Origin of the sequence: Microcoleus sp., assembly GCF_041354475.1 — a bacterium.
In the GTDB taxonomy this organism is placed as follows: domain Bacteria; phylum Cyanobacteriota; class Cyanobacteriia; order Cyanobacteriales; family Microcoleaceae; genus Microcoleus.
In genome coordinates this window covers 1-20860 of record NZ_JBGJZU010000058.1, presented here as the reverse complement: position 1 = coordinate 20860, position 20860 = coordinate 1, and the positions used below count along the sequence as shown (strand labels likewise).

Sequence of the window (20860 nt, the reverse complement as noted above, 5' to 3'; positions counted from 1 at the left end):
CTAACAAGCGATCGCCCATGATAACGATAGTCGAAATCCCAGAAAGCATCACCGGCACAATCTCCATATACACACCGCTGACAACTTCGATACCGACTTAATTGAGGGCAATTTAATTAGCATGATGAAACTTCATAAATGTTTATATGTTCGCGACAACCAGGCGACAAATCTTGTCTCACCCTTGGTTTTACCCTTTGTCTCACCATCCGTTTTTAGAACAAGAAGCTATTTGTCCTTTAGGTAACATTGTAGACAAACACCAATAATTTTTACCATCAAACACAACCCCTTTTTTGATATATTGTAACTCAGCGATGGGTTGCCAAGGTCGATCGATATCAGACTCGTCATAATATCGATAGCGTCCTCCCTTCACTTCCAAACCCTCATCTGTACCACCTAGCCAATAACGACCCTCTTCAATTATATTTGATGACGCTCTTTGTGGATTAGTATCCGTCTTTTTCTCAATCCACCAATTCCTAACGAAACGTTTTGTATTTTCCGCTCCCATAGTCGTAGCAACTACAACTAACAGTTCTTGTTTTTTATTAATAAACTCAAACCGACAAGGCCCCTCGCCAGTGCCAGAGCAATCCTTAATCTCTTCATATCCCAAATCAAATAGCTCCTTCACCGAAGGATTTCTCAGGTTACGGGGTGTACCCTGTAAGTATGGTTGCCACCCTTTTTTGATGAGGTTTTGACGGGCATTTTCGTAGGGCATACCTTTTTTTAGAGCTAATTCTTCAGGGGCGTTGGCATAATTTTCAAGACTGAATTGCTGTGGTATTTTGCTAGTTTCTAAAGCTTTCGCAGCAGATTCAGTACAGATTCCGAGTAAGGTTAGTAGTAATACCATTTGTCTAAAATTGTGCAACACTCTTCGACCCCCCCTAGCCCCCCCTTGCCAAGGGGGGGGACAAGAATACTGTTGCATTCTTTTTTTAAATTGGTATAACATTGCTATACTTTTTTTATTCATACAAATTTATCCTACCTAAGTGCTTTGCTGCGATTTAGTAATGCTAAATTATTTGGGAACTTCTTACTCCCTCCCCGCGAGTTCGGGGAGGGTTGGGGTGGGGTAAAAATATTTACGACTCATTAAGGATTTGTATAGCAGCGCATTTCAAATTCCACAATTAGAAATATACATATAGTATCGAATTGCTGACCATTCACTGATACTGATTTTATCGTTTTTGGGAATTGGCTGTCCAGTCCGTTGAGGATGGCGACTATAAAAAATTGTATCTGCAAGTAAATCGTAAGTTAGTTCGTAGGTTTCGCCGTTAATTGTGGTGAATTCCCATCCGATGTCTCCTGGGCCCGGAGTGTTGCAGACTTCTTGGGCGGGCTTAACTCGCGGATCGATCGCCTCGCGTAATTTTTGCCATTGACGGATATATTCGCGATCGCCCGTTTGCAGTTTCCGATTGTTTAACTGAGGATTAACCTTGTAGAATAGGAAATCTGTTAGTCGATCGACTGCTTGCTCTCGCGATTCAGCTTTGGCTAAAGTGGGGCTGATTAGGAGAAGGGCGATCGCCAGAGCACAAACCATGGAAAATCTGGACACAGGTTTAATCGACAGCAACTTGATTAGCATAGTTATAGCATGGGCCAGGGCGGGTTTACGAGATAGTTAGTTTTGCACAGAGATGGCTGGTAAAACCCGCCCCTACCACATCTAAAATCAGACAATAACGAAATTTCTTAATTTCAACCCCCGTTTCAACTGTAGATACTGTCTTAACCTGTCCAGACAGTATCTACGGGAACTTAACCTCGATCGTTCTTGGCAATTATCCAAATGGCGTGGATCATACCCGGAAACCAGAAAAAACAGGTGAGAACCAGGTTAATCCAAAAATCTATGCCAATCCCAACCGTCAGAAATACGCCCAGGGGGGGAAGAAAAATGGCAGCTAGTATGCGAATTAAATTGCCCATCTGAGTTACTCCAAACGACTTTTCTCTTTCAATTTAGCTTCACTGGCCGACAGAACCTTTCCCGAAAAATTTAGGCGGTGCTGCCATAGTGTAAACTTCGGTTTCCTCGGCGATTACTTTTCGTAAGTGACCGGCAACCTGCATTAATCCCAACAGTGTAATTCCGTCGAACATTCGGAACCCACCGATGGTTTTTTCGGCGAGTAATTTGTCCGTAACTTCGGGTTCGGGACGGGTGTTGATTTCCTGAGTTGAAGCTACAGCAAAACCCCAAGGAGCTCCGTAGGTAGAAATAAAGCTGGTGCAAGATTGAACGTTGGGGAAAACTGATTTCAGCGTATTCACAATCCGGGCGTGCATTTTCATTTCTGCTGGAGAAACAGGGCCTGCTTGTACTACAAAATATCCCGTAGGTGACAGGACGCGGCGAACTTTCTCGAAGTATTCTTTTGTAAACAACTGGAAAGAAGGGCCTTCTTCAATGGGATCGGACAAGTCAGAAATGACAACATCCCAATCGCTGTCACTGTTATCTAAATAGTCTAAAGCATCGCCGATTACTACTTCGCAACGAGGGTCATCAAAGGCATTTTGGTGCATTTCTGGTAGGTGTTCGCGACAAGCATCTACTACTTCGCCGTCGATATCAACCATCACTACTTTTTCAACACTTTTCCAGCGCAGCACTTCTCTAATAGTAGCTCCTTCACCGCCACCGAGAACCAGGACTTTTTTTGGTGAACCGTGCATAGTCATGGCTGGGTGGACTAGGGGTTCGTGGTACAAAAACTCGTCGCCTGTACAAGATTGCCATTTGCCATCCAAAACTAAGCCTTTGCCGTAGGTACCGGTTTCAACGACGTACATTTCTTGAAAGGCTGTTTTCTTGTAAGCAAGCACCCGCGTGATGCCGTGAACGTAGATATCCCAAGGGGTAATGTACTCGCTCATCCAAAAATCTGCACGAACTTCGCTACCTGACATCCAATACTCTCCCAGTGTAAATTACTTAAGTAGTAATTCATAGCACAAAATGGCGATCGGATGTAAGTGCGATCGACACAAACAGGTTATGTTGACAGTTGACAGTTGACAGTTGACGGTTGACAGTTGACAGTTGACAGTTGACAGTTGACAGTTGACAGTTGACGGTTAACTCTAATTTACTATTCCGATGCTAACGGATTTGATATCACTTGCTTGAAAACTGCTATATTAGCTAAATTTAATAGTTAATATTAATAGAAATTATGCACAAATAAGCTTAGAAAAAATGCCCAACTTCTTTAAAAAGTCGGGTATAAAACAGCGAAGTATTTTATGTTTTATTTTGAAAAATTGAGCGATAATGAAAACTCTCTTTGATCGAAAGCTATTTGGTCGGGGGCCCCAGATTCATTCCGAAACCAGGCTGACTGACGGGGCAATCTAAAATCTAAAATAGCATGACTGTGGCTCTTTCTAGTTTGGTGTGTAACGCTATGTCTACTGTCACTTTTGCTTTATCAACGCCCTCCGCTGCTGAGGCTGGGGCATTTTACGGCAGCAATCAACCGCCAAGTCGCCCCACCGTGCGGGCACAGTGGATCGAAGTTTTGGTAGACTTTCCTTTCAGGGGCGCGGGGGACCCCCCAGGGGAGGAAAACAAGTTATTTACCTATCGGTTGCCGGCGGAACTGACGGTGCAACCAGGAGATATTCTGAGTGTACCATTTGGCAGTCAACAGGTGGGGGCGATCGCCATTCGTTTTGTTTCTCAACTACCGCTAAACTTAGACCCCGCCAAGGTTAAAGATGTTGAAGATGTGGTCAGCACTGGATTTTTTGTTCCTACTTACTGGGAATTGCTCGAACGCACTTCTATCTATTATTGCACGCCTTTAATTCAAGTAATTAGAGCTTCCTTACCACCGGGATTGTTAAGCCGTTCTGTGCGTCGCATTCGGTTAGTTAAGGATGCTATTTCTCCAAATGCCGAAGTATTTCTAAATCCCGCAGCTAGTCAAATTTTACAATTATTGCAAGCTCAAAAAAACGGCGATTATACTTGGCAATACCTTCAGCGGCAAGTTAAGGGTGCTGGTGCTTATAGGGGATTGCGAGATTTATTAAAACGGGGTTGGGTAGAAAGTTATTTAGAACCTCCCAATCCTCCCAAACCCAAACTCAAACCCGCAGTCACATTAATTGTCAATGCTTTTGTGACGGATTTGACCCAGCGTCAACAAGAAGTCTTGGAGGTTTTGCGACGCGGTGGCGGTGAAATGTGGGTGAATGATTTATTAAAAATTTGCAGTGCTAGTTCCTCGGTTGTCAAAGCTTTGGAACAAAAAGGTAGCGTGGTAATTGACCAAAGAGAAGTGCTCAGGGGCGATCGCCCAATTCCCCAAATTCCCGACTCACCCAAAACTTTAACTGATTTTCAGGCTGAAGCTTTAGCATTTATTAACAGTTTTTCGGGATTTCGTCAAGTGCTGCTACATGGTGTGACAGGTTCTGGGAAAACTGAAGTGTACTTACAGGCGATCGCCCCAATCTTAGCTAGTGGCAAATCCGCTCTCGTACTCGTCCCAGAAATCGGCCTGACACCACAACTTACAGACAGATTCCGCGCCCGTTTTGGCGAGCAAATTTGCGTATATCACAGTGCCCTCTCCGACGGAGAACGTTACGATACATGGCGTCAGATGCTCACTGGAACCCCACAAATTGTCATCGGCACGCGATCGGCTATTTTTGCACCTTTACCTCAATTAGGCTTAATTATCCTCGATGAAGAACATGACACCAGCTTCAAACAAGAACAACCAGCCCCTTGCTACCACGCCCGCACCGTAGCCAAATGGCGGGCAGAATTAGAAAATTGTCCCCTAATTTTAGGTTCTGCTACCCCTGCTTTAGAGACTTTTTTCGCCACTCAAATTAATAATTACTCCTTGCCAACTATTCATTATTTATCATTGCCTGAACGTATTTATTCGCGCCCGATGCCACCGATTGAAATCGTTGATATGCGCCAAGAATTGCGGCAAGGAAATCGCTCAATTTTTAGTGTTTCTCTGCAAAATGCTCTGGAAGAATTGCAAGAAAGACAACAGCAAGGTATTCTGTTTATTCACAGAAGAGGACATAGTACCTTTGTCTCTTGTCGGAGTTGTGGCTATGTGATGGAATGCCCCAATTGTGATGTTTCGCTTTCTTATCACCAAATCGGTGAAGGGACATCAGAAATGTTGCGCTGTCACTACTGTAACCATACAGAAAGACACCCTCAAAATTGTCCAGAATGCAGGTCTCCTTACTTCAAAAATTTTGGCAGTGGTACTCAGCGAGTTGAACAGGAATTAACCAGATTGTTTCCCCAATTGCGGGCAATTCGGTTTGATAGTGATACGACTCGAAATAAGGGCGACCACCGGAGATTATTAACCCAATTTGCCCAGGGGGAAGCTGATATTTTGTTGGGAACACAAATGCTAACTAAAGGGTTGGATTTAGCTGGGGTAACATTGGTAGGGGTTGTTTCGGCTGATGGGTTGCTAAATTTGTCTGATTATCGGGCCAGCGAACGGGCATTTCAAACTTTAACTCAAGTGGCGGGGCGTGCTGGTAGAGGTGACGATCCGGGAAGGGTAATTATGCAAACTTATACTCCCGAACATCGGGTAATTCAAGCAGTTAGACGGCACGAATATGCAAGTTTTGTAGAAACAGAATTAGCAGCAAGGGCGGCCATGAATTATCCTCCTTCGGGGCGGCTGGTTTTGTTGCGATTAAGTAGTTTGGAGGCGGCGGAAGTTGCGGTGACGGCGGTACAATTGGCGTCTGTTTGTCAGGAGTATATTGAGGGATTGTCTTTACCGGGTTGTGAGTTGTTGGGGCCCGCACCGGCGGCGATTATGCGGGTGGCAAATCGTTATCGGTGGCAGATTTTGCTGAAGTTACCTTTGGATGAGTCGGTGGATTTGTCGGATTTGATCGGATTGCGCGATCGCATTCCTCGTTCTGTTAGTTTAACTATTGATGTCGATCCGTTGAATTTTGGTTGATTGCTTGGATGGGGGCGGGTTGATTTAGATTGTTTGTCAGTTTCCCCTATTTTTGGTAAAACCCGCCCCTACAAACAATCCTAGGCAAATATTGCAGGGTGGGGGCGGGTTGATTTAGATTGTTTGTCAGTTTCCCCTATTTTTGGTAAAACCCGCCCCTACAGCCAATCCTAGGCAGATATTGGACTGTCAACTGATAACTTTTTATTATAAGTCATATAAACAATATCTATCGTTCATTGTTGCACTTAATTGTCAAAAAACCTTTAAGATGATTTAGTTATTGCAATTAATTATCAAAAGCTAAACTAGCATTGGGGCTAAAACAGGAGAGAGATTAATGAATTTAAGTTTAAAAGTGCTGGCTGGTGCTAGCGCAGGATTGTTGCTGCTAGGGAGTTTGGCTGCGAATACCATGGGAATTGGGCAAAAGGCGATCGCCCAACAGACTCCCAAAGGCGATCGAGATTTGAGAGCACAAGCTCCAATAAATCGCATTAGAATTGTGTTTGCCAATCGTAGAGATGCCACAGATTTGCAAAACAAAGCTAATCAAGTAGCAGCCATACTCTCAAAAGCGATGGGAATTCCCGTCGAAGCAGTCATCGGCGACGAAACCGCAGCCGTCGAAGCTTTGAGAGCAAATAGAGCTGATGTAGCTTTTGTCGCAGGGCGCGCCGCCTTGAAAGCTGAGCAATTAGCCAAAGCACGGATGTATTTAGCCGAAGTTCGCAGCGATTATTCCGGCGGAAATACCTACGATTCTGTATTTGTCGTGCGTCAAGACAGCCCCCTACGCCCGAAAGGTAGTGCAAAGCAAACCCTAGAACAATTGAAAGGTAAAAAAATTGCTTTCACCTCTCGGACTTCCGGTTCGGGATTTATTTTTCCAGTGGGAGAGTTGGTTGGTCAAGGATTAGTATCAGGACCAGATAGATTAGAAAGTTTCTTCGGAAATGTCACCTATGGTGATGGTTACGGTAGCGCTTTACAAGCAGTTTTAAAAGGTCAAGCAGAAGTTGCTGCGGTATCAGAATATGCTTTGCTACCACCTTGGATTACAGCAGCAGAAGGTAAACAATTGCGAGTGTTGCAACAAGTTCCGGGAGTTCCCGCCCATGGAATTGTGATTGACGATCGCATTCCTGCGCCAATGCGAGAAAAGCTAATTAATGCTTTCTTGACTATGAATGAGCCGACAAACAATTCATTGTTCCGCAGTTTATACAATTCCCAGAAATTAGTAAAAGTCGATCACAACACCCATTTAGCAACGTTAAGTCAAGCTTTGAAACGGGCTCAATTAGACCCGTAATTTGATGAGGTTTATTGTTTACTGTTGACTGTGAGTCATTGCTCTCTTCGACCACGCTCAGAGAGCAATACCTCGTTCCCAGGCTCTGCCTCAGCATAAAAATTGCCTTCAGGGAGCAATACCTCGTTCCCAGGCTCTGCCTGGGAATGCAGTTCCAGAGGCTCCGCCTCGGAAGCATCCCGATTTACCTCGTTCCCAGGCTCTGCCTGGGAATGCAGTTCCAGAGGCTCCGCCTCGGAAGCATCCCGATTTTGCATAGGCGAAGCATGACCTCCGTAAATCTCTGATTATAACTAATAAATTGTCTGCGGTCATGCTTCGCCCCTACGAATATATTTACAAAACACAGATGCACCCTCTACCTCAGCCTAAAAATTGCCTTAAACTGGTAATTTGCTGTTCCAAAATCTATCAATAAATACTGACGATGACCATCGAATGTTCTCAAATAAAAACAGCTTATTCTCCCTCGCTAAATCGGTCAATTCTCAACGGAATTGATTGTAAGATCGAACAAGGAGAATTTGTCGCCTTACTGGGTTTGAACGGTGCGGGAAAATCCACCCTATTGCGCTCCTTTGTTGGCTTAGTCCCCGTCCAAACCGGAGAGATGCGGATTAATGAGATGGTGATGAATACGCGCACGATCGCCCGAATTCGTCGGGATATCGGCTTGATTTTTCAAGGTGGCGGTTTGGTGAAGCAGTCCATGGCAATCGAGAATGTGTTGTGCGGTTGTTTAGGAAGCTTAAATACTTGGCAGACACTGTGGGGTTTTCCGAAACCAAAGCGCGATCGAGCTTTGGAATTACTCGCAGATTTCGGACTCCAAGACCTAGCATATCAAAAAACTGGACTACTCAGTGGCGGACAACAGCAAAAAGTAGCCATAGCCCGCGCCTTAATTGAATCTCCACGGATTTTATTAGCCGACGAACCTACCACCGGATTAGATGTCATCGCCGCCCGACAAGTCATGGAAATTCTGGCCAAACTCCACAAAGAACAGGGGATGACAGTAGTGGTAGTATTGCACGACTTAGCCATGGCGAGCAATTATCCAGAAAGGGCGATCGTCCTCGATGCCGGTCAAATAATCTATGATGGCAAATGTCAAAACTTGTCAGAAAAATTCAGCAGATTAAAACATTCCAAAATTGCAGTCTAAACTCTACCCTTCTCCACTCTTCCTCTGCGCCCTCTGCGCCCTCTGCGGTTAATAAAAAAAAATCACCAAACACAAAATATCACTGTAAATAAAAATATAAACAAATACAAATGAACGAAAAAAGACTAAATAATTTATCAAAAAACTATAGTTGGGTAAAAAACCTAGGGATTATAGCAGGTTTAATTATAATTTATGGTTGGGCGCTCAGGGGATTAGAAATTGACGCGGAAACCTTGGTTAGCAGTTGGCCTTACATGACCGATTTTATTTCCCGTTTGTGGCCTCCGAATCTGGAAATTATAGATGTAGCAATCAAGGCTTTGATTGAGACTATTCAAATGTCTTTATGGGGAACCACTATGGGGGCAGTTTTTTCTGTACCGATCGCTATTTGTAGCGCCCATAATATAGCACCAACGTGGTTGCAATTGCCGGCTAATTTTATCCAAAATGCGGTGCGAGCCGTGCCTTCGATTGTGTTAGGATTGTTGTTTGTATCGGCTACTGGTTTGGGGGCACCGGCGGGTACTTTGGCTTTGGGCATTTATACGATCGGCTATTTGGCTAAATTTTACCAGGAGGCGATCGAATCTGTAGAAGTGCGATCGATCGAATCTTTGCAGGTAGGAGGTGCATCTTGGCTGCAAGTTGCCCAATATGGAATTTTCCCCCAAGTATTGCCCCTAGGGTTGGGTTATACCCTGTGGATGTTTGAATATAACATCCGCGCTGCTTCCGTTTTGGGAGTAGTTGGTGCTGGTGGTATTGGTTTTGAATTAGTTAATTATATTCGAGCTTTTGAATACAATAAAGCTACAACTATGATGTTAGTTTTGTTAGTTGTGGTGACGGTTATAGATGTGATTAGTAGTAAATGGCGGCAGCGTTTAGAAGCTAAGTAAGATTAATTGAACCGCGAAGGTGCAAAGAACCCCCCCCTGCCCCCCCCAAGGGGGGAATGATATCGTTTCCGGCTGCATCGGAATGATTTAACCGCAGAGAACACAGAGGACACAGAGGGAGAGAATAGAGATCTGAATCATTCAGATGCTACCGGATTTGATATTACTTGTTTTCACTGGTGGCCCAAAACCAAAGCCATATCATTCCGGTGCAACCGGAATTGATATGAAACAGCCCTGCGGCTGCCAGCGGGTTAAAAATTTACTGGGCTTATGCCCAGTTATTCTTACTTGGTTAAACCGTGTTCGAGGGCGTAACGAACTAATTCTGTGCGACTGTTAGTACCTGTTTTGCTAAACAAACGACTGACATATTTTTCCACATTACGCACGCTAGTTTCTAAGCGGCGGGCAATTTCTTTGTTCATCAAACCTTGGGCAACTAAGTCTAAAACACTTTGTTCTCGCGGAGTCAAATCTATTTTAATCAGGGAAGGACTTTGGGTTATCGAACTCCGTCCGCTCAGCAAAGACTCAATTCTCGCCATCTGATTGGCCAAAGCTGCAATATCGGGATTTTCCCCATTCTCGCTCATCTCCTTAGCCGCCGCGCGACGAGCTAGCAAATTGGTGACAATGGCCACTAATTCATCGGGATCGAAGGGCTTAGAAAGATAGGCGTCGCAACCTGCTGTATAGCCTTGAATACGATCGCTCGTCATGCCCTTAGCCGTCAAAAACACTACGGGTAAAGCCTTATAGCGAGGATCTTCCCGCACTTGTTTGAGAAACTGATAGCCGTCCACCTGGGGCATCATAATGTCGGAAATGAGCAAATCAGGATTTTGCTTTTGCAAGATTTCCCAGCCGTCGCGAGCATTACTGGCAACCTCAACCACAAAATTACTATCTTCTAAATAAGCTTGTACTGCTTCCCGCAAGCCCGGTTCATCATCTACCAGTAATAATCGTGCTGACATTTCTCTTACCTTTGTCCTTTATTACTATTATGTTAAAATTTTGCCAAATTTAACTATTATTATCTTGACTAATGAAGGCAAATATTGTATGTTGAGCTCTTCGACTCCGCGGCGGTTGGTATCTGTGCTGCCCAAGGACTGCTAATATTACCCCCCCAACCCCCCCTTACTAAGGGGGGGCTAAGACTTCATCAATAGCACATCTTTAGAAAAATGGTATAAGTCGAAGAGTCAACCAATCTCGACCATCAAAACTTGAGGTCAAAACTCCAAACTGTTTAAACTTTAGAGCGATCGGTCAAAATTTCATAGCCGGTGTCCGTCACCAACACAGTATGCTCAAACTGAGCAGACATGGCATTGTCCACCGTGACAGCAGTCCATTTATCAGCGAGTGTCCGAGTATACTTAGAACCTGCATTCAAAATTGGTTCGATCGCCAATGTCATACCCGATCGCAATTTTACATTCGGCATTTCGCGAGTACGGAAATTGAAAACCGACGGTTCCTCGTGCAAATTGCGCCCAACGCCGTGGCCTGTAAACTCCTCAACGATGCTAAAACCATTACTTTTAACATGATCTTCGATCGCACCAGCCAGATCGAGCAAATAAGCACCAGCCCTTACTTGTTCAATGCCTTTATAGAGAGCTTCCTCAGCAACTCTAATTAACTTAGCCGATTCCGGTGTCACCTCCACAACGGGAATCGTAATACAAGAATCGCCGTGAAAACCTTGATAATACGCTCCCGTATCCACCTTGAGAACATCTCCGGCCCGAATCACTTTTTTCTTACTAGGAATACCGTGAACTACTTCATTATTAATACTAGAGCAAATGGAGCCTGTGAAGCCGTGATAGCCTTTAAAACTCGGAGTTGCACCCATAGAACGAATGCGTTTTTCCGCATAAGCATCTAAATCTGCCGTAGTCATTCCCGGCTGCACCATTTGGGAAATTTCCTTTAGGACAGTAGCGACAATTTTGGCTGCTTGCCGCATAATTTCGATTTCGCGTTCCGATTTAATTTCAATGCCTCGGCGCTGTTTTTTGACTTGGGGTTGTTGAGTTGGGCTAGAAAGGAGACCGCTAAAAATATTCATGTATTAATCGAGTAATTTTCTACTTTGACACTCTCAGACTTGCAAACTAAATTGTACCAAATATGGACAGGGATTGAAATCGTTTCCGGTTGCTGACCTGGGAGATGGAAAAACACGATCGCTCGTACTCTAACCCATATTCCGCACCCCCAACTGGCACCTACGCGGAATGTGGGTTAAAATATAGTCCCCAAACCTATTCACAGCAATCAAAGCAGCTTATTCAACTATCAATAAAATTGATAGTTGAATTTTGAGTTTCCGATGAGGATGTGAATTTTTTCATTCAGAATTTTAGCTGTGCTAAAATTCGAGAATGAAACAGCCCTGGGATGCGAGGGGGATCTAGACTTGGCTACGAACGATAGATACCAAGGGTTTCAGGCTTAAGTTGACACCAATGGTAGGGGGGCCCCAATTCCCAATTCCCAATTCCCAATTCCCAATTCCCAATAACCACTAAGATTACTTCCAGTTTTGCCAGGAACTATTAAAAATAGAAGTACCCGGAAATGCGATGGGATTGGCATTCTGTTGCAGCCGCAACTGTAACACCTCCAAATTGGGCTCGCGGGACGGCAATTCGTCCACCAATTGATAAGGTATAATCCCATTTTCTAGGGAAAAAGCAGCCGTAATTCCGGCCGCCGCACCAGCGGACCATTCAAAAGAATGCACCCGATAAGCAGCCGCCGCTGTGTGGCTGACAGCAATACTTTTACCCGCCACCAACATATTATCAATTTTCTGAGGAATCATTGCCCGCAGCGGAATTTGGAAGGGATAAGCTTGACCTTGACCTTTGCGAGTTCCTTCACGTTCGGTGTTTCCTGGTGCTTCTGGGGGACTGTTGGTCATGCAGGGGTGAAAGTCGATCGCATAATGACCAATACCCACAGCATCTGGATAAATAGTAGCGCGCGATCGCGATTTTGTATTCTCAACCGATTGACTACCCACAGCCAAAGCCGGCGCATTCAAACCACCCAAATTCAGCCACAAATTCCGGTAATCTTCCGCCGACAAATTCTGACGGTAAAAACTATCCTTAAAATTAGTGCGAGACATATCAACTTCCCACACCGTAAAACCTTGAGGCTGACTCAAACTTGGTCTCCCAATAATTCGTCTGCCCTCCCGCATATAAGGATATTTAGAAAGTCCGTGAACGGTCCCCATCGGCGAATCTAGTCCGCTCAAAAATCGATTATTTGGATAAGGCTTTTTCACACCATTACCCAGTTGCGAGTCAGTGGTTCCTGCTACCAACCAGTAGAAAAAGCCTTTAGCATTTTCTTCCCCACGCCGCAAAGTTTCTGTTCGCAAACCACCCATCCAGCCACCGGGTTGTAGTTGACCGTTCGCTGCGAGTTGCGCGCGAGAATAAATTAAATTATCCTGGGAAGAACCAGGGCGATAGTCATTACCCCAAGTCCAGTTTTGCATGGAAATATCCCCAGGGTAAATTGGGAATTGCTTGGGGTCGGCAGGGCGCGGTTCATCGGGTTTCATACTCCTGATTTGGCGGTAGCTGAAAACCAAAGGAAAACTAGCTAATCTCTGCAATTCGTAACTGTAATAAGGAGCATATTGCTGATAGAAAGATGGCTGTTGCTGCTGTTGGGGTTCCTTCGTTGCCTCCATGGCAAAGGTGTAGGTAAAACCTTGAGTACAATAAGCATCACCCGTAGGACTTGCAGAGGAAGGTTCTAGGGGGGAACGGGGGTCAATCCCCAGGCGGTAGGGTACGTCGGCTAGTCCGATTAATTCGCCGGTTTCTGTGGCATCGACAACGTACCAATCAGCACCCCCCCTAGCCCCCCCTTGTAAAGGGGGGGAACTTGTGGCCTTCTCGCCCCTGACTAAAGGGGGGGAACTTGTGGCCTTCTCGCCCCTGACTAAAGGGGGGGAACTTGTAGCCTTCTCGCCCCCTTGTAAAGGGGGGGAACTTGTAGCCTTCTCGCCCCTGACTAAAGGGGGGGAACTTGTGGCCTTGTCGCCCCCTTGTAAAGGGGGGGAACTTGTGGCCTTCTCGCCCCTGACTAAAGGGGGGGAACTTGTAGCATTCCCCCCCCTTGGTAAGGGGGGGTTAGGGGGGGTCTGACGTGGTTTGGGAATAAACCGGATAATGGTTTTGTTAAATCGCGCCGAATTTTCGTAGCGGTAGGCATCTTCGATGGTTTTAGAAAGGGTTTCGGTGTTGATTGGTGGGGTATTGGGGGCTGGTTGGTGCGAAATGGCGATCGCACTTTTAATTTGTTGACCACCCACCGCATTTCCCGCCACAGCAGGAGTAATTTCTAGTTCTTTAATTACCGTATTGGGAAACCATTTCAGCTTACCATTTCCTGTTTTAGCAGCATCCTGTAACACTTCAAATAAAATTTTGTTACCGTCGTAGGGCATGAAACAGGAATAACTAACCCAACAGCCTCCGGGATTAAGACGGCCGTAATGTTCCTTGATGCGCCGTCGCAATTCTAGGTAGCCGCGGGGGTAAAATAAGAGCGATCGCTGAGTCTCTCTTTCATCCAGTGCAGAGGTTCCCTGGGAGGAGATTTGGCCACCTACCCAGTCCGTAATTTCCGTCATACAAACCGTGCGACCAGCCCGCAAACCTTCGTAGGCGGTAGCAGCACCAGCCAGTCCGCCACCTGCTACCAGAATATCACAAGTTTCCTCGCGATCTAGATTGCGATTCGGCGCGGAAAATACGGGTGAAATAGTGGATATTACCGAAATTAGACCGAGAGATAGGCTCAAGAGCGATCGACTTTTGAGCCAGAATAAATAGCTTGGCAGTTTCATCGCAGATTGTTGGTTAAATTTTGACATAACTCCAGATAGTTATTGCGTCCAAATCTTTATTTTGCACTATACTGACATTTAAGTGTACAGTCAGAGCAACTTTTTTATTTTTCTGGCGCATTAGTAAGTATAACAACTATTTAATATTCCCATGAACCCGATGAGCAACCTTCTCAGATTTTTTCGATTATTGCTCCCTTTTGAAAAATTTAAAATTACCACAACTTTAAGTTTTTCTAAGGTTCTACAAAGATTAGATGAAGTTGTCGATACTCCCAAAATTTTTAGAATCGTGATACCTTTTGGGCCACCACCTCCCAAACCTTATGAGGGAACCATAAATGGCAAGACTTTTAAAATTAGTCGGATTATCAGCGGTCGCAATTCTTTCCTGCCATTTATTCAAGGAGAAATACATCCTCAACCCTTCGGTTGTGTAATCGATATTAACATGAGTTTGCATAAACTTGTGATGATATTTATGATTTTTTGGTTGTGGTTCACAGGTAGTATTGGCATTTTTGCTTTATTTGCTTGGTTGGCAGAACCGTCTGTGGGACCTATATTTCTTCCCTTGTTAGGAATGTTTATATTTGGGTTGATTTTGTTTATAGTTCCGTTTAAGATAGAAGCAAAAATCGCTACTAAGTTTTTATCTACATTGTTTAATTAAGTAGAAGGGATAAGAACCCCCCCCTGCCCCCCCCAAGGGGGGAAATGCTGGGAGAAGTCACCCCCCCAAGGGGGGAAATTCTGGGAGAAGAACCCCCCCTGCCCCCCCAAGGGGGGAAATGCTGGGAGAAGTCATATCAAATCCGGTAACATCGGAATTATTCATCTCTCTTATCTCCCTCTGTGTTCTCTGCGTTCTCTGTGGTTAAATCATTCCGATGCAGCCGGAAACGATATCACCCCCCAAGGGGGGAAATTCTGGGAGAAGAACCCCCCCCTGCCCCCCCCAAGGGGGGAAATTCTGGGAGAAGTCACCCCCCCCCAAGGGGGGAAATGCTGGGAGAAGTCACCCCCCCAAGGGGGGAAATTCTGGGAGAAGAACCCCCCCTGCCCAGGGCTGTTTCATTCTCTTGTAGGGGTAGTGCCCCCGTGCCTACCCCCGCCGTCTTGAAATCACCTTTTGTTAAACTTTACTTTCAAATCGTTAACGGTGGCCGCTCTTTGCGGTAAAGTGATTTTGCGATCGATCTTTGCTTCCTCTGGCGATCGCATTGTTAAACTAATTCGCTTCAACTTCTCATTCACCTCCAAAACTCGGACTTTCACCACTTGTCCGACTTTCACAATCTGTTTGGGATCTTCGACAAATCTGTCTGCTAATTGAGAAATATGCACTAAACCATCTTGGTGTACTCCCACATCGACAAAAGCCCCGAAGTTAGCTACATTCGTGATTATTCCTTCCAATTCCATGCCCGCTGTCAAGTCAGACATTCCTTTGATTCCTTCTTTAAAAGTAGCGTATTTGAACTCAGCTCGCGGGTCTCGGCCTGGCTTTTCTAGTTCGGAAATAATGTCTCGCAGGGTTGGTTCGCCCACTTTTTCTGTGACATATTTCTTAATATTTACACCCTTGAGTTTTTCGGCTATTTGTGTTACTTGGGTTAGCGGTATGTTCAAATCCTTGGCGATCGCCTGAACTACTGCATAACTTTCGGGATGGACTGCGGTATTATCTAACAGGTTCTCGCCGTTGCGAATGCGGAGAAATCCGGCTGCTTGTTCAAAGGCTTTGGGACCTAGTTTGGGGACTTTCAGGAGTTGGCGACGATTTTTAAATGCGCCGTTTTCGTTGCGGTAATTGACAATATTTTTGGCTACTGTTGGACTCATTCCTGACACAAAAGTTAGCAACTCTTTGGAGGCTGTGTTTAAATCTACTCCTACATAGTTGACACAGCTTTCGACTGTTTCATCTAGTTTCTTTTTCAGCAGTTTTTGGTCAACATCGTGCTGATATTGTCCAACTCCAATGGATTTGGGGTCGATTTTGACCAGTTCGGCTAAGGGATCTTGTAAACGTCTTCCAATGCTGACTGCGCCCCTGACGGTGATGTCGAGATCGGGAAATTCGGCGATCGCCACTTCACTGGCTGAATAAACCGATGCGCCGGATTCATTCACCATCACTTTAATTGGCTTGGTGTCTAATTCTGCCAAAACTTCGGCCACAAATTCATCGGTTTCGCGGGAAGCGGTACCATTGCCGATCGCAATTAATTCAATTTTATATTTTTCAATTAAATGCTTGACAATTTTAGCAGCTTGCTGTCTCTGACTGGCTGCTTGGTGTGGAAAAATCGCTTGATATTCCAAAAATTGTCCAGTTTCATCCAGGGCGGAAACTTTGCAGCCGGTGCGAAATCCCGGATCGATCGCCAATGTGGGCTTCATTCCCGCCGGCGCAGACAGCAGCAACTCCCGGAAATTGGTTTCAAAAGTGGCGATCGACTCAATATCCGCAGCAGTTTTATTGTGCGATCGCACTTCCGTCATCAAAGAATTCTTCATCAGTCGGTTAAACGCATCCTTCAACATCGATCGATAAAACTCCTTAACAAAGGGTATCTTAGTTTTAATTTCCTGAAATTCCAGATAAGCCATCACCGCTGCTTCATCAAAAGTCAAGTCTAAATCCAATATTCCTTCACTTTCCCCCCGAAACAGTGCTAACATATTGTGTGAATTAACACTTCTGGCAGCCACTTGGTAATTGCGGTACATTTCAAACTTGGTACTTCCTTCAGGAAAATCCTCTTTAATCTTCGAGACAAACAATGCTGTTTCCATCAAAAACTCTCGCAAGTATGCCCGCAACTCTGCTTTTTCCGAAACACCTTCTGCTAAAATATCCCCAGCACCTTTGAGAGCATCTTCTGCTGTTTTCACTCCCTTTTCTTCCGAAATGTATTTAGCTGCTTCTGCTTCCACATCTGCTGGTTGAGCTTCGGGTTGATTCAAAGACTGGATAAACTCTGCTAGGGCTTCTAAACCTTTTTCTCTGGCAATTGTTGCTCGCGTCCGCCGCTTTTGTTTATAAGGTAAATAAAGGTCTTCTAATTCATTTTTTTGCAAACAAGATTGAATTTTGGCTTCCAGTTCTTCCGTGAGTTTTCCTTGGGCAGAAATAGTCGCTAAAATAGATTTTTTGCGGTCTTCGATTTCCGTCAGATAGGTAAAGCGATCGGAGATATCGCGTAACTGAATTTCATTAAGAGAATCGGTTTTTTCTTTCCGGTAGCGGGCTATAAATGGAATTGTTGCTCCCTCAGAGAAGAGTTCCAGAGCATTGTTTACTTGAGCAAGATTGATGGACAGTTCTTGAGCTATTAGTTGAGGAATGTTGAGCATAGTGCAGATTTTCTGGTCAATTGCTGGCGATTAAGTAATTATTTAGGAGTGGCGGGGATTAATCACAAAAATTAACCCCAGAGGAGAAGAGATTAAGAAGAGTTGGGTGCATCTGTGTTTGGCAAATATATTCCTAGGGGCTGTAGCATGACGGCTGTAAATCTCTGGTTATTACTAATAAATTGTCTGCGGTCATGCTTCGCCTATGCGAAATTGGGATGCTCCCGAAGAACCCCCCCCTGCCCCCCCCCAAGGGGGGAATTTTAGGAATAAGAACCGGGTGCATCTGTGTTTGGCAAATATATTCCTAGGGGCTGTAGCATGACGGCTGTAAATCTCTGGTTATTACTAATAAATTGTCTGCGGTCATGCTTCGCCCTTACAACATCGGGATGCTCCCGAAGAACCCCCCCCCTGCCCCCCCCAAGGGGGGAATTTTAGGAATAAGAACCGGGTGCATCTGTGTTTGGCAAATATATTCCTAGGGGCTAGGAGTATTATAGTGATTTTAGCATAAATGCAGTCATTTCTCAAATTCCGACTCTTCGGTCATTTGAATGTTTCTGCATAGGGAGATTGGTGCAAGTAGGCTTTGTTTGCGGAACCGAAAAGCTTGAGTTTGCCTGCCACCACCGATCGCATGGCATCGATCGCCTTTGTCATCACTTCCAGCAAATCAGGATCTGACAAAGAACTGCTAGTTTTCAACACCTCCATATAAGCTTCCCGAACTTCGGTGTTGACATTGAATTTAGAGACACCTAATTTAATAGATTCACTAATCATTGATTCGGGTAAACCGCTAGCACCATGCAGCACTAAGGGCACTGAAACCAAAGCCCGGATTTTTGCCAGCCGGGGAAAATCGAGTTTTGGTTCACTCAAATATTGACCATGAACATTGCCAATTGTTACCGCCAAAAAATCCACTTTAGTTGCTTGAATAAACTCAACTGCTTGTAAGGGGTCGGTCATTTTTGCAGCTTTTGCTTCAATAGTCAAACCATCTTCCGTGCCGCTAATTCTGCCAATTTCTGCCTCAACTACCGCGCCGTTAGCGTGGGATAATAGAGTCATTTCACGGGTAAAACTCAAGTTTTTTTCGTAGGGTAAAGGAGAACCATCTGCCATAATTGATTTGATACCGGTGGCTAGGGCTAGATGGATGTCTTTTTCTGAGGTACTGTGATCTAAATGTACGGCGATGGGTACTAAGGATTTGCGGGCTGCTTCCATGCAAAGGGCGACTAAAGGCGATTTTCCGTATTTAAGGGCGCTGGGGTGAAGTTGAAGCATGGCTGGACTTTGAAGCGCTTCGGCTGCATCAATCACGGCTTTAACTCCTTCGAGGTTATAAACATTAAAAGCCCCGATCGCATAAGCATTTCTCCGGGCTGTTTCCAGCAATTCGCTAGTTGATGTCAGCATAAGTACCAGGCTCAAAACGGTTCTGAATACTTACAATTTTATCGGTGAATGTACAAAATGTATAAAATGTACGGAATTGTGGCAAAAGATCGCCTAAAAACTCCAGTGTTTTGAGCTTTCAGACACCGGAGTTCCTATCCCCAAATTTTCCATCGCGCTTTCAGGATTCAACCGTCAGCCTCAGTAACAGTCTCAGTAACAATATCTGCCATCTTGAGCTTTTTTTTGTCTTTGGGCGATGCGTTTATGTCCTAAAATTGTGGAGATAATCACACATCGATCGCCCTTTGGGAGATGAGGATGAGATAGTGTGAGCCTGCCTTTGGCTTCTAAACTGGTTAATCCACACTGATTTTCACTGTTATAAACTGGGCAACCTTGGAAATTGAACATAGCTCGTCGGAAGGTTCCTTTGTCTGTGGGTTTGTTATTTCCATCAATTTTGAGCAGTGTTGTTTCCGATTCTCCTTTGTCGTTAATTGCTGTATGTATTTGAATATCTGGCTCTAAGCTTTTCCATTCACCGGCTGGTACTGTGGCTGGGGGAGTATCGGATTTGTGAATGGCTACTTGTACGATGTTTCCTACTTGTTTGAAGCTGGCTTGCCATGCAATTTTATCACGTTTGGCGTTGCTGCGGGCTGTTACCATGGCCTGATAAGCGCGATCGACTGATGTTTTGATGCGGTAGTTGTTGATGAACATTTGCCAAGCGGGAGCGCTAACTGCGCTGACAATGCCTAAAATTAATACTATGGTTAGTAGTTCAACCACTGTAAAACCCGCAGCAGAGGCTGTTGCTCTGCTTGTGAAACTTTTATGAATTGACATTTAGATGCACTCCTAAATGGCGTTAAGAAAAGTTATCTAATTGAATTAGGTTTATATTAATTGCTGAATTTTGTGTATGTGTAGATCGGTATTTACGGAATTTTAAGGAAAGGTACGATCGCACTTTGGATGTGGAGCGTGTTTGTGAAATATCGATCGCATTTGGCATCCTCCGCGATTTATCGAAGCTGAGCAGAGCTGTTTCATTCTCTTGTAGGGGCGGTGCCAAGAGTGCCCGCCCCCATCTCTGAGACTAATACCATTTTCATAAAGTCATACTACAGATGTAGTTCAAAGCCCCCCCTTGGCAAGGGGGGGTTGGGGGGGTAGATATGTAGCGCTACTTTATGAAATTGGTATAAGAGGGTAGGCACGGGGGCACTACCCCTACAAAACGATGATTTGTCACCAGAATGAAACAGCCCTGCCCCATTGGTGTCAACTTAAGCAGATCATCTGCGAGTCCGCGAGTCCTAAGCGGGGTTGAAACCCCTGGCTAATAGCGAAAGTCCTCTCAAAGAGGACTGAAGAGAAGAATCTCAACTCATTAGTCCTCTTTTAGAGGACTTTAGCTTTGAGACAGGGGTTTAAACCCCTGTCGGACTATCGGTTTGACGTTAAGTTGACACCAATGGCCCTGCCCCTGCCCCCCCTAGGGGGGATGGGGGGATGGGAGAAGAGGGACGAAAAATCGTACTCTTATCCCCCCCTTCTGTAGGGGCGGTGCCCCCGTGCCCGCCCTCTCGGCTCGTTCAGATCTAGATTTAATAGTCAAATTTTTAATTGGTATTGTAAATATCGTGCAACATTCTTCGACCCCCCCTAGGGCGTGTTTTCAAACTCGTTGTATACTGGAAAATAGGCGATCGCAACCACTTAACGCTCATGAACCGAGGAGACTTAAGTAACGAACAGTGGGAGAGGTTACAACCGCTACTTCCCCCTCTC

General features: G+C 45.0%; 16 protein-coding genes. 5 read left to right on the top strand and 11 right to left on the bottom strand.

What is annotated here, in order from left to right:
• Positions 1-202: 202 nt before the first annotated feature.
• From ACBR23_RS19940 to ACBR23_RS19925, 4 genes are all read right to left on the bottom strand, one after another.
• The gene (locus tag ACBR23_RS19940) at positions 203-865 is read right to left on the bottom strand and encodes a hypothetical protein (protein WP_371115336.1); all 663 of its coding nucleotides are present in this window, start codon (positions 863-865) and stop codon (positions 203-205) included.
• Positions 866-1135: 270 nt separating this feature from the next.
• Positions 1136-1570: a hypothetical protein gene (locus ACBR23_RS19935; RefSeq protein ID WP_371120306.1), complete on the bottom strand. Its 435-nt coding sequence runs from the start codon at positions 1568-1570 to the stop codon at positions 1136-1138.
• 218 nt (positions 1571-1788) lie between these two features.
• The gene (locus ACBR23_RS19930) at positions 1789-1959 is read right to left on the bottom strand and encodes a YqaE/Pmp3 family membrane protein (RefSeq protein ID WP_341739738.1); all 171 of its coding nucleotides are present in this window, start codon (positions 1957-1959) and stop codon (positions 1789-1791) included.
• 39 nt (positions 1960-1998) lie between these two features.
• Complete coding sequence (locus tag ACBR23_RS19925; protein WP_371115334.1) at positions 1999-2943, bottom strand: fused MFS/spermidine synthase; 945 nt, start codon at positions 2941-2943, stop codon at positions 1999-2001.
• A 497-nt stretch (positions 2944-3440) separates the two neighbouring features.
• Here ACBR23_RS19925 and priA point away from each other — a divergent pair, with 497 nt between their 5' ends.
• Positions 3441-6008 carry a primosomal protein N' gene (gene priA, locus ACBR23_RS19920; protein ID WP_371120317.1) on the top strand — a complete coding sequence of 856 codons (2568 nt, stop codon included), beginning with the start codon at positions 3441-3443 and terminating at the stop codon, positions 6006-6008.
• Positions 6009-6348: 340 nt separating this feature from the next.
• Positions 6349-7323, top strand: a complete 975-nt coding sequence (locus ACBR23_RS19915; RefSeq protein WP_371120307.1) for a phosphate/phosphite/phosphonate ABC transporter substrate-binding protein — start codon at positions 6349-6351, stop codon at positions 7321-7323.
• Positions 7324-7358: 35 nt separating this feature from the next.
• Here ACBR23_RS19915 and ACBR23_RS19910 read toward each other — a convergent pair whose 3' ends face one another.
• Entirely contained in the window at positions 7359-7580 is a 222-nt protein-coding gene (locus tag ACBR23_RS19910; protein WP_371120308.1) for a hypothetical protein, read from the bottom strand.
• Positions 7581-7750: 170 nt separating this feature from the next.
• On the opposite strand from ACBR23_RS19910, the gene ACBR23_RS19905 reads away from it, so the two are divergent.
• Positions 7751-8491: a phosphonate ABC transporter ATP-binding protein gene (locus ACBR23_RS19905; RefSeq protein WP_371120309.1), complete on the top strand. Its 741-nt coding sequence runs from the start codon at positions 7751-7753 to the stop codon at positions 8489-8491.
• Between the two features lie 110 nt (positions 8492-8601).
• On the top strand, positions 8602-9396 hold the full coding sequence (phnE, locus tag ACBR23_RS19900) for a phosphonate ABC transporter, permease protein PhnE (RefSeq protein ID WP_371120310.1): 795 nt from the start codon (positions 8602-8604) through the stop codon (positions 9394-9396).
• A 287-nt stretch (positions 9397-9683) separates the two neighbouring features.
• Here the strand turns inward: phnE and ACBR23_RS19895 are convergent, their stop codons facing one another.
• From ACBR23_RS19895 to ACBR23_RS19885, 3 genes are all read right to left on the bottom strand, one after another.
• Entirely contained in the window at positions 9684-10376 is a 693-nt protein-coding gene (locus tag ACBR23_RS19895; RefSeq protein WP_340518945.1) for a response regulator transcription factor, read from the bottom strand.
• A gap of 278 nt (positions 10377-10654) precedes the next feature.
• Positions 10655-11482, bottom strand: a complete 828-nt coding sequence (gene map / locus ACBR23_RS19890) for a type I methionyl aminopeptidase (protein ID WP_341739732.1) — start codon at positions 11480-11482, stop codon at positions 10655-10657.
• A gap of 465 nt (positions 11483-11947) precedes the next feature.
• Positions 11948-14317, bottom strand: coding sequence for an FAD-dependent oxidoreductase (locus tag ACBR23_RS19885; protein ID WP_371120311.1), 2370 nt, complete (start codon positions 14315-14317; stop codon positions 11948-11950).
• 133 nt (positions 14318-14450) lie between these two features.
• Here ACBR23_RS19885 and ACBR23_RS19880 point away from each other — a divergent pair, with 133 nt between their 5' ends.
• Complete coding sequence (locus ACBR23_RS19880) at positions 14451-14963, top strand: hypothetical protein (protein WP_371120312.1); 513 nt, start codon at positions 14451-14453, stop codon at positions 14961-14963.
• A 452-nt stretch (positions 14964-15415) separates the two neighbouring features.
• Here ACBR23_RS19880 and ACBR23_RS19875 read toward each other — a convergent pair whose 3' ends face one another.
• The 3 genes from ACBR23_RS19875 to ACBR23_RS19865 form a co-directional block, all read right to left on the bottom strand.
• Positions 15416-17653 (bottom strand): Tex family protein, encoded by a 2238-nt coding sequence (locus ACBR23_RS19875; protein WP_371120313.1) that lies wholly within the window; start codon positions 17651-17653, stop codon positions 15416-15418.
• A 549-nt stretch (positions 17654-18202) separates the two neighbouring features.
• Positions 18203-19081: a class II fructose-bisphosphate aldolase gene (locus ACBR23_RS19870; RefSeq protein ID WP_340519957.1), complete on the bottom strand. Its 879-nt coding sequence runs from the start codon at positions 19079-19081 to the stop codon at positions 18203-18205.
• A 192-nt stretch (positions 19082-19273) separates the two neighbouring features.
• Positions 19274-19912, bottom strand: coding sequence for a Tfp pilus assembly protein FimT/FimU (locus ACBR23_RS19865; protein WP_371120314.1), 639 nt, complete (start codon positions 19910-19912; stop codon positions 19274-19276).
• Between the last annotated feature and the right edge of the window lie 948 nt (positions 19913-20860).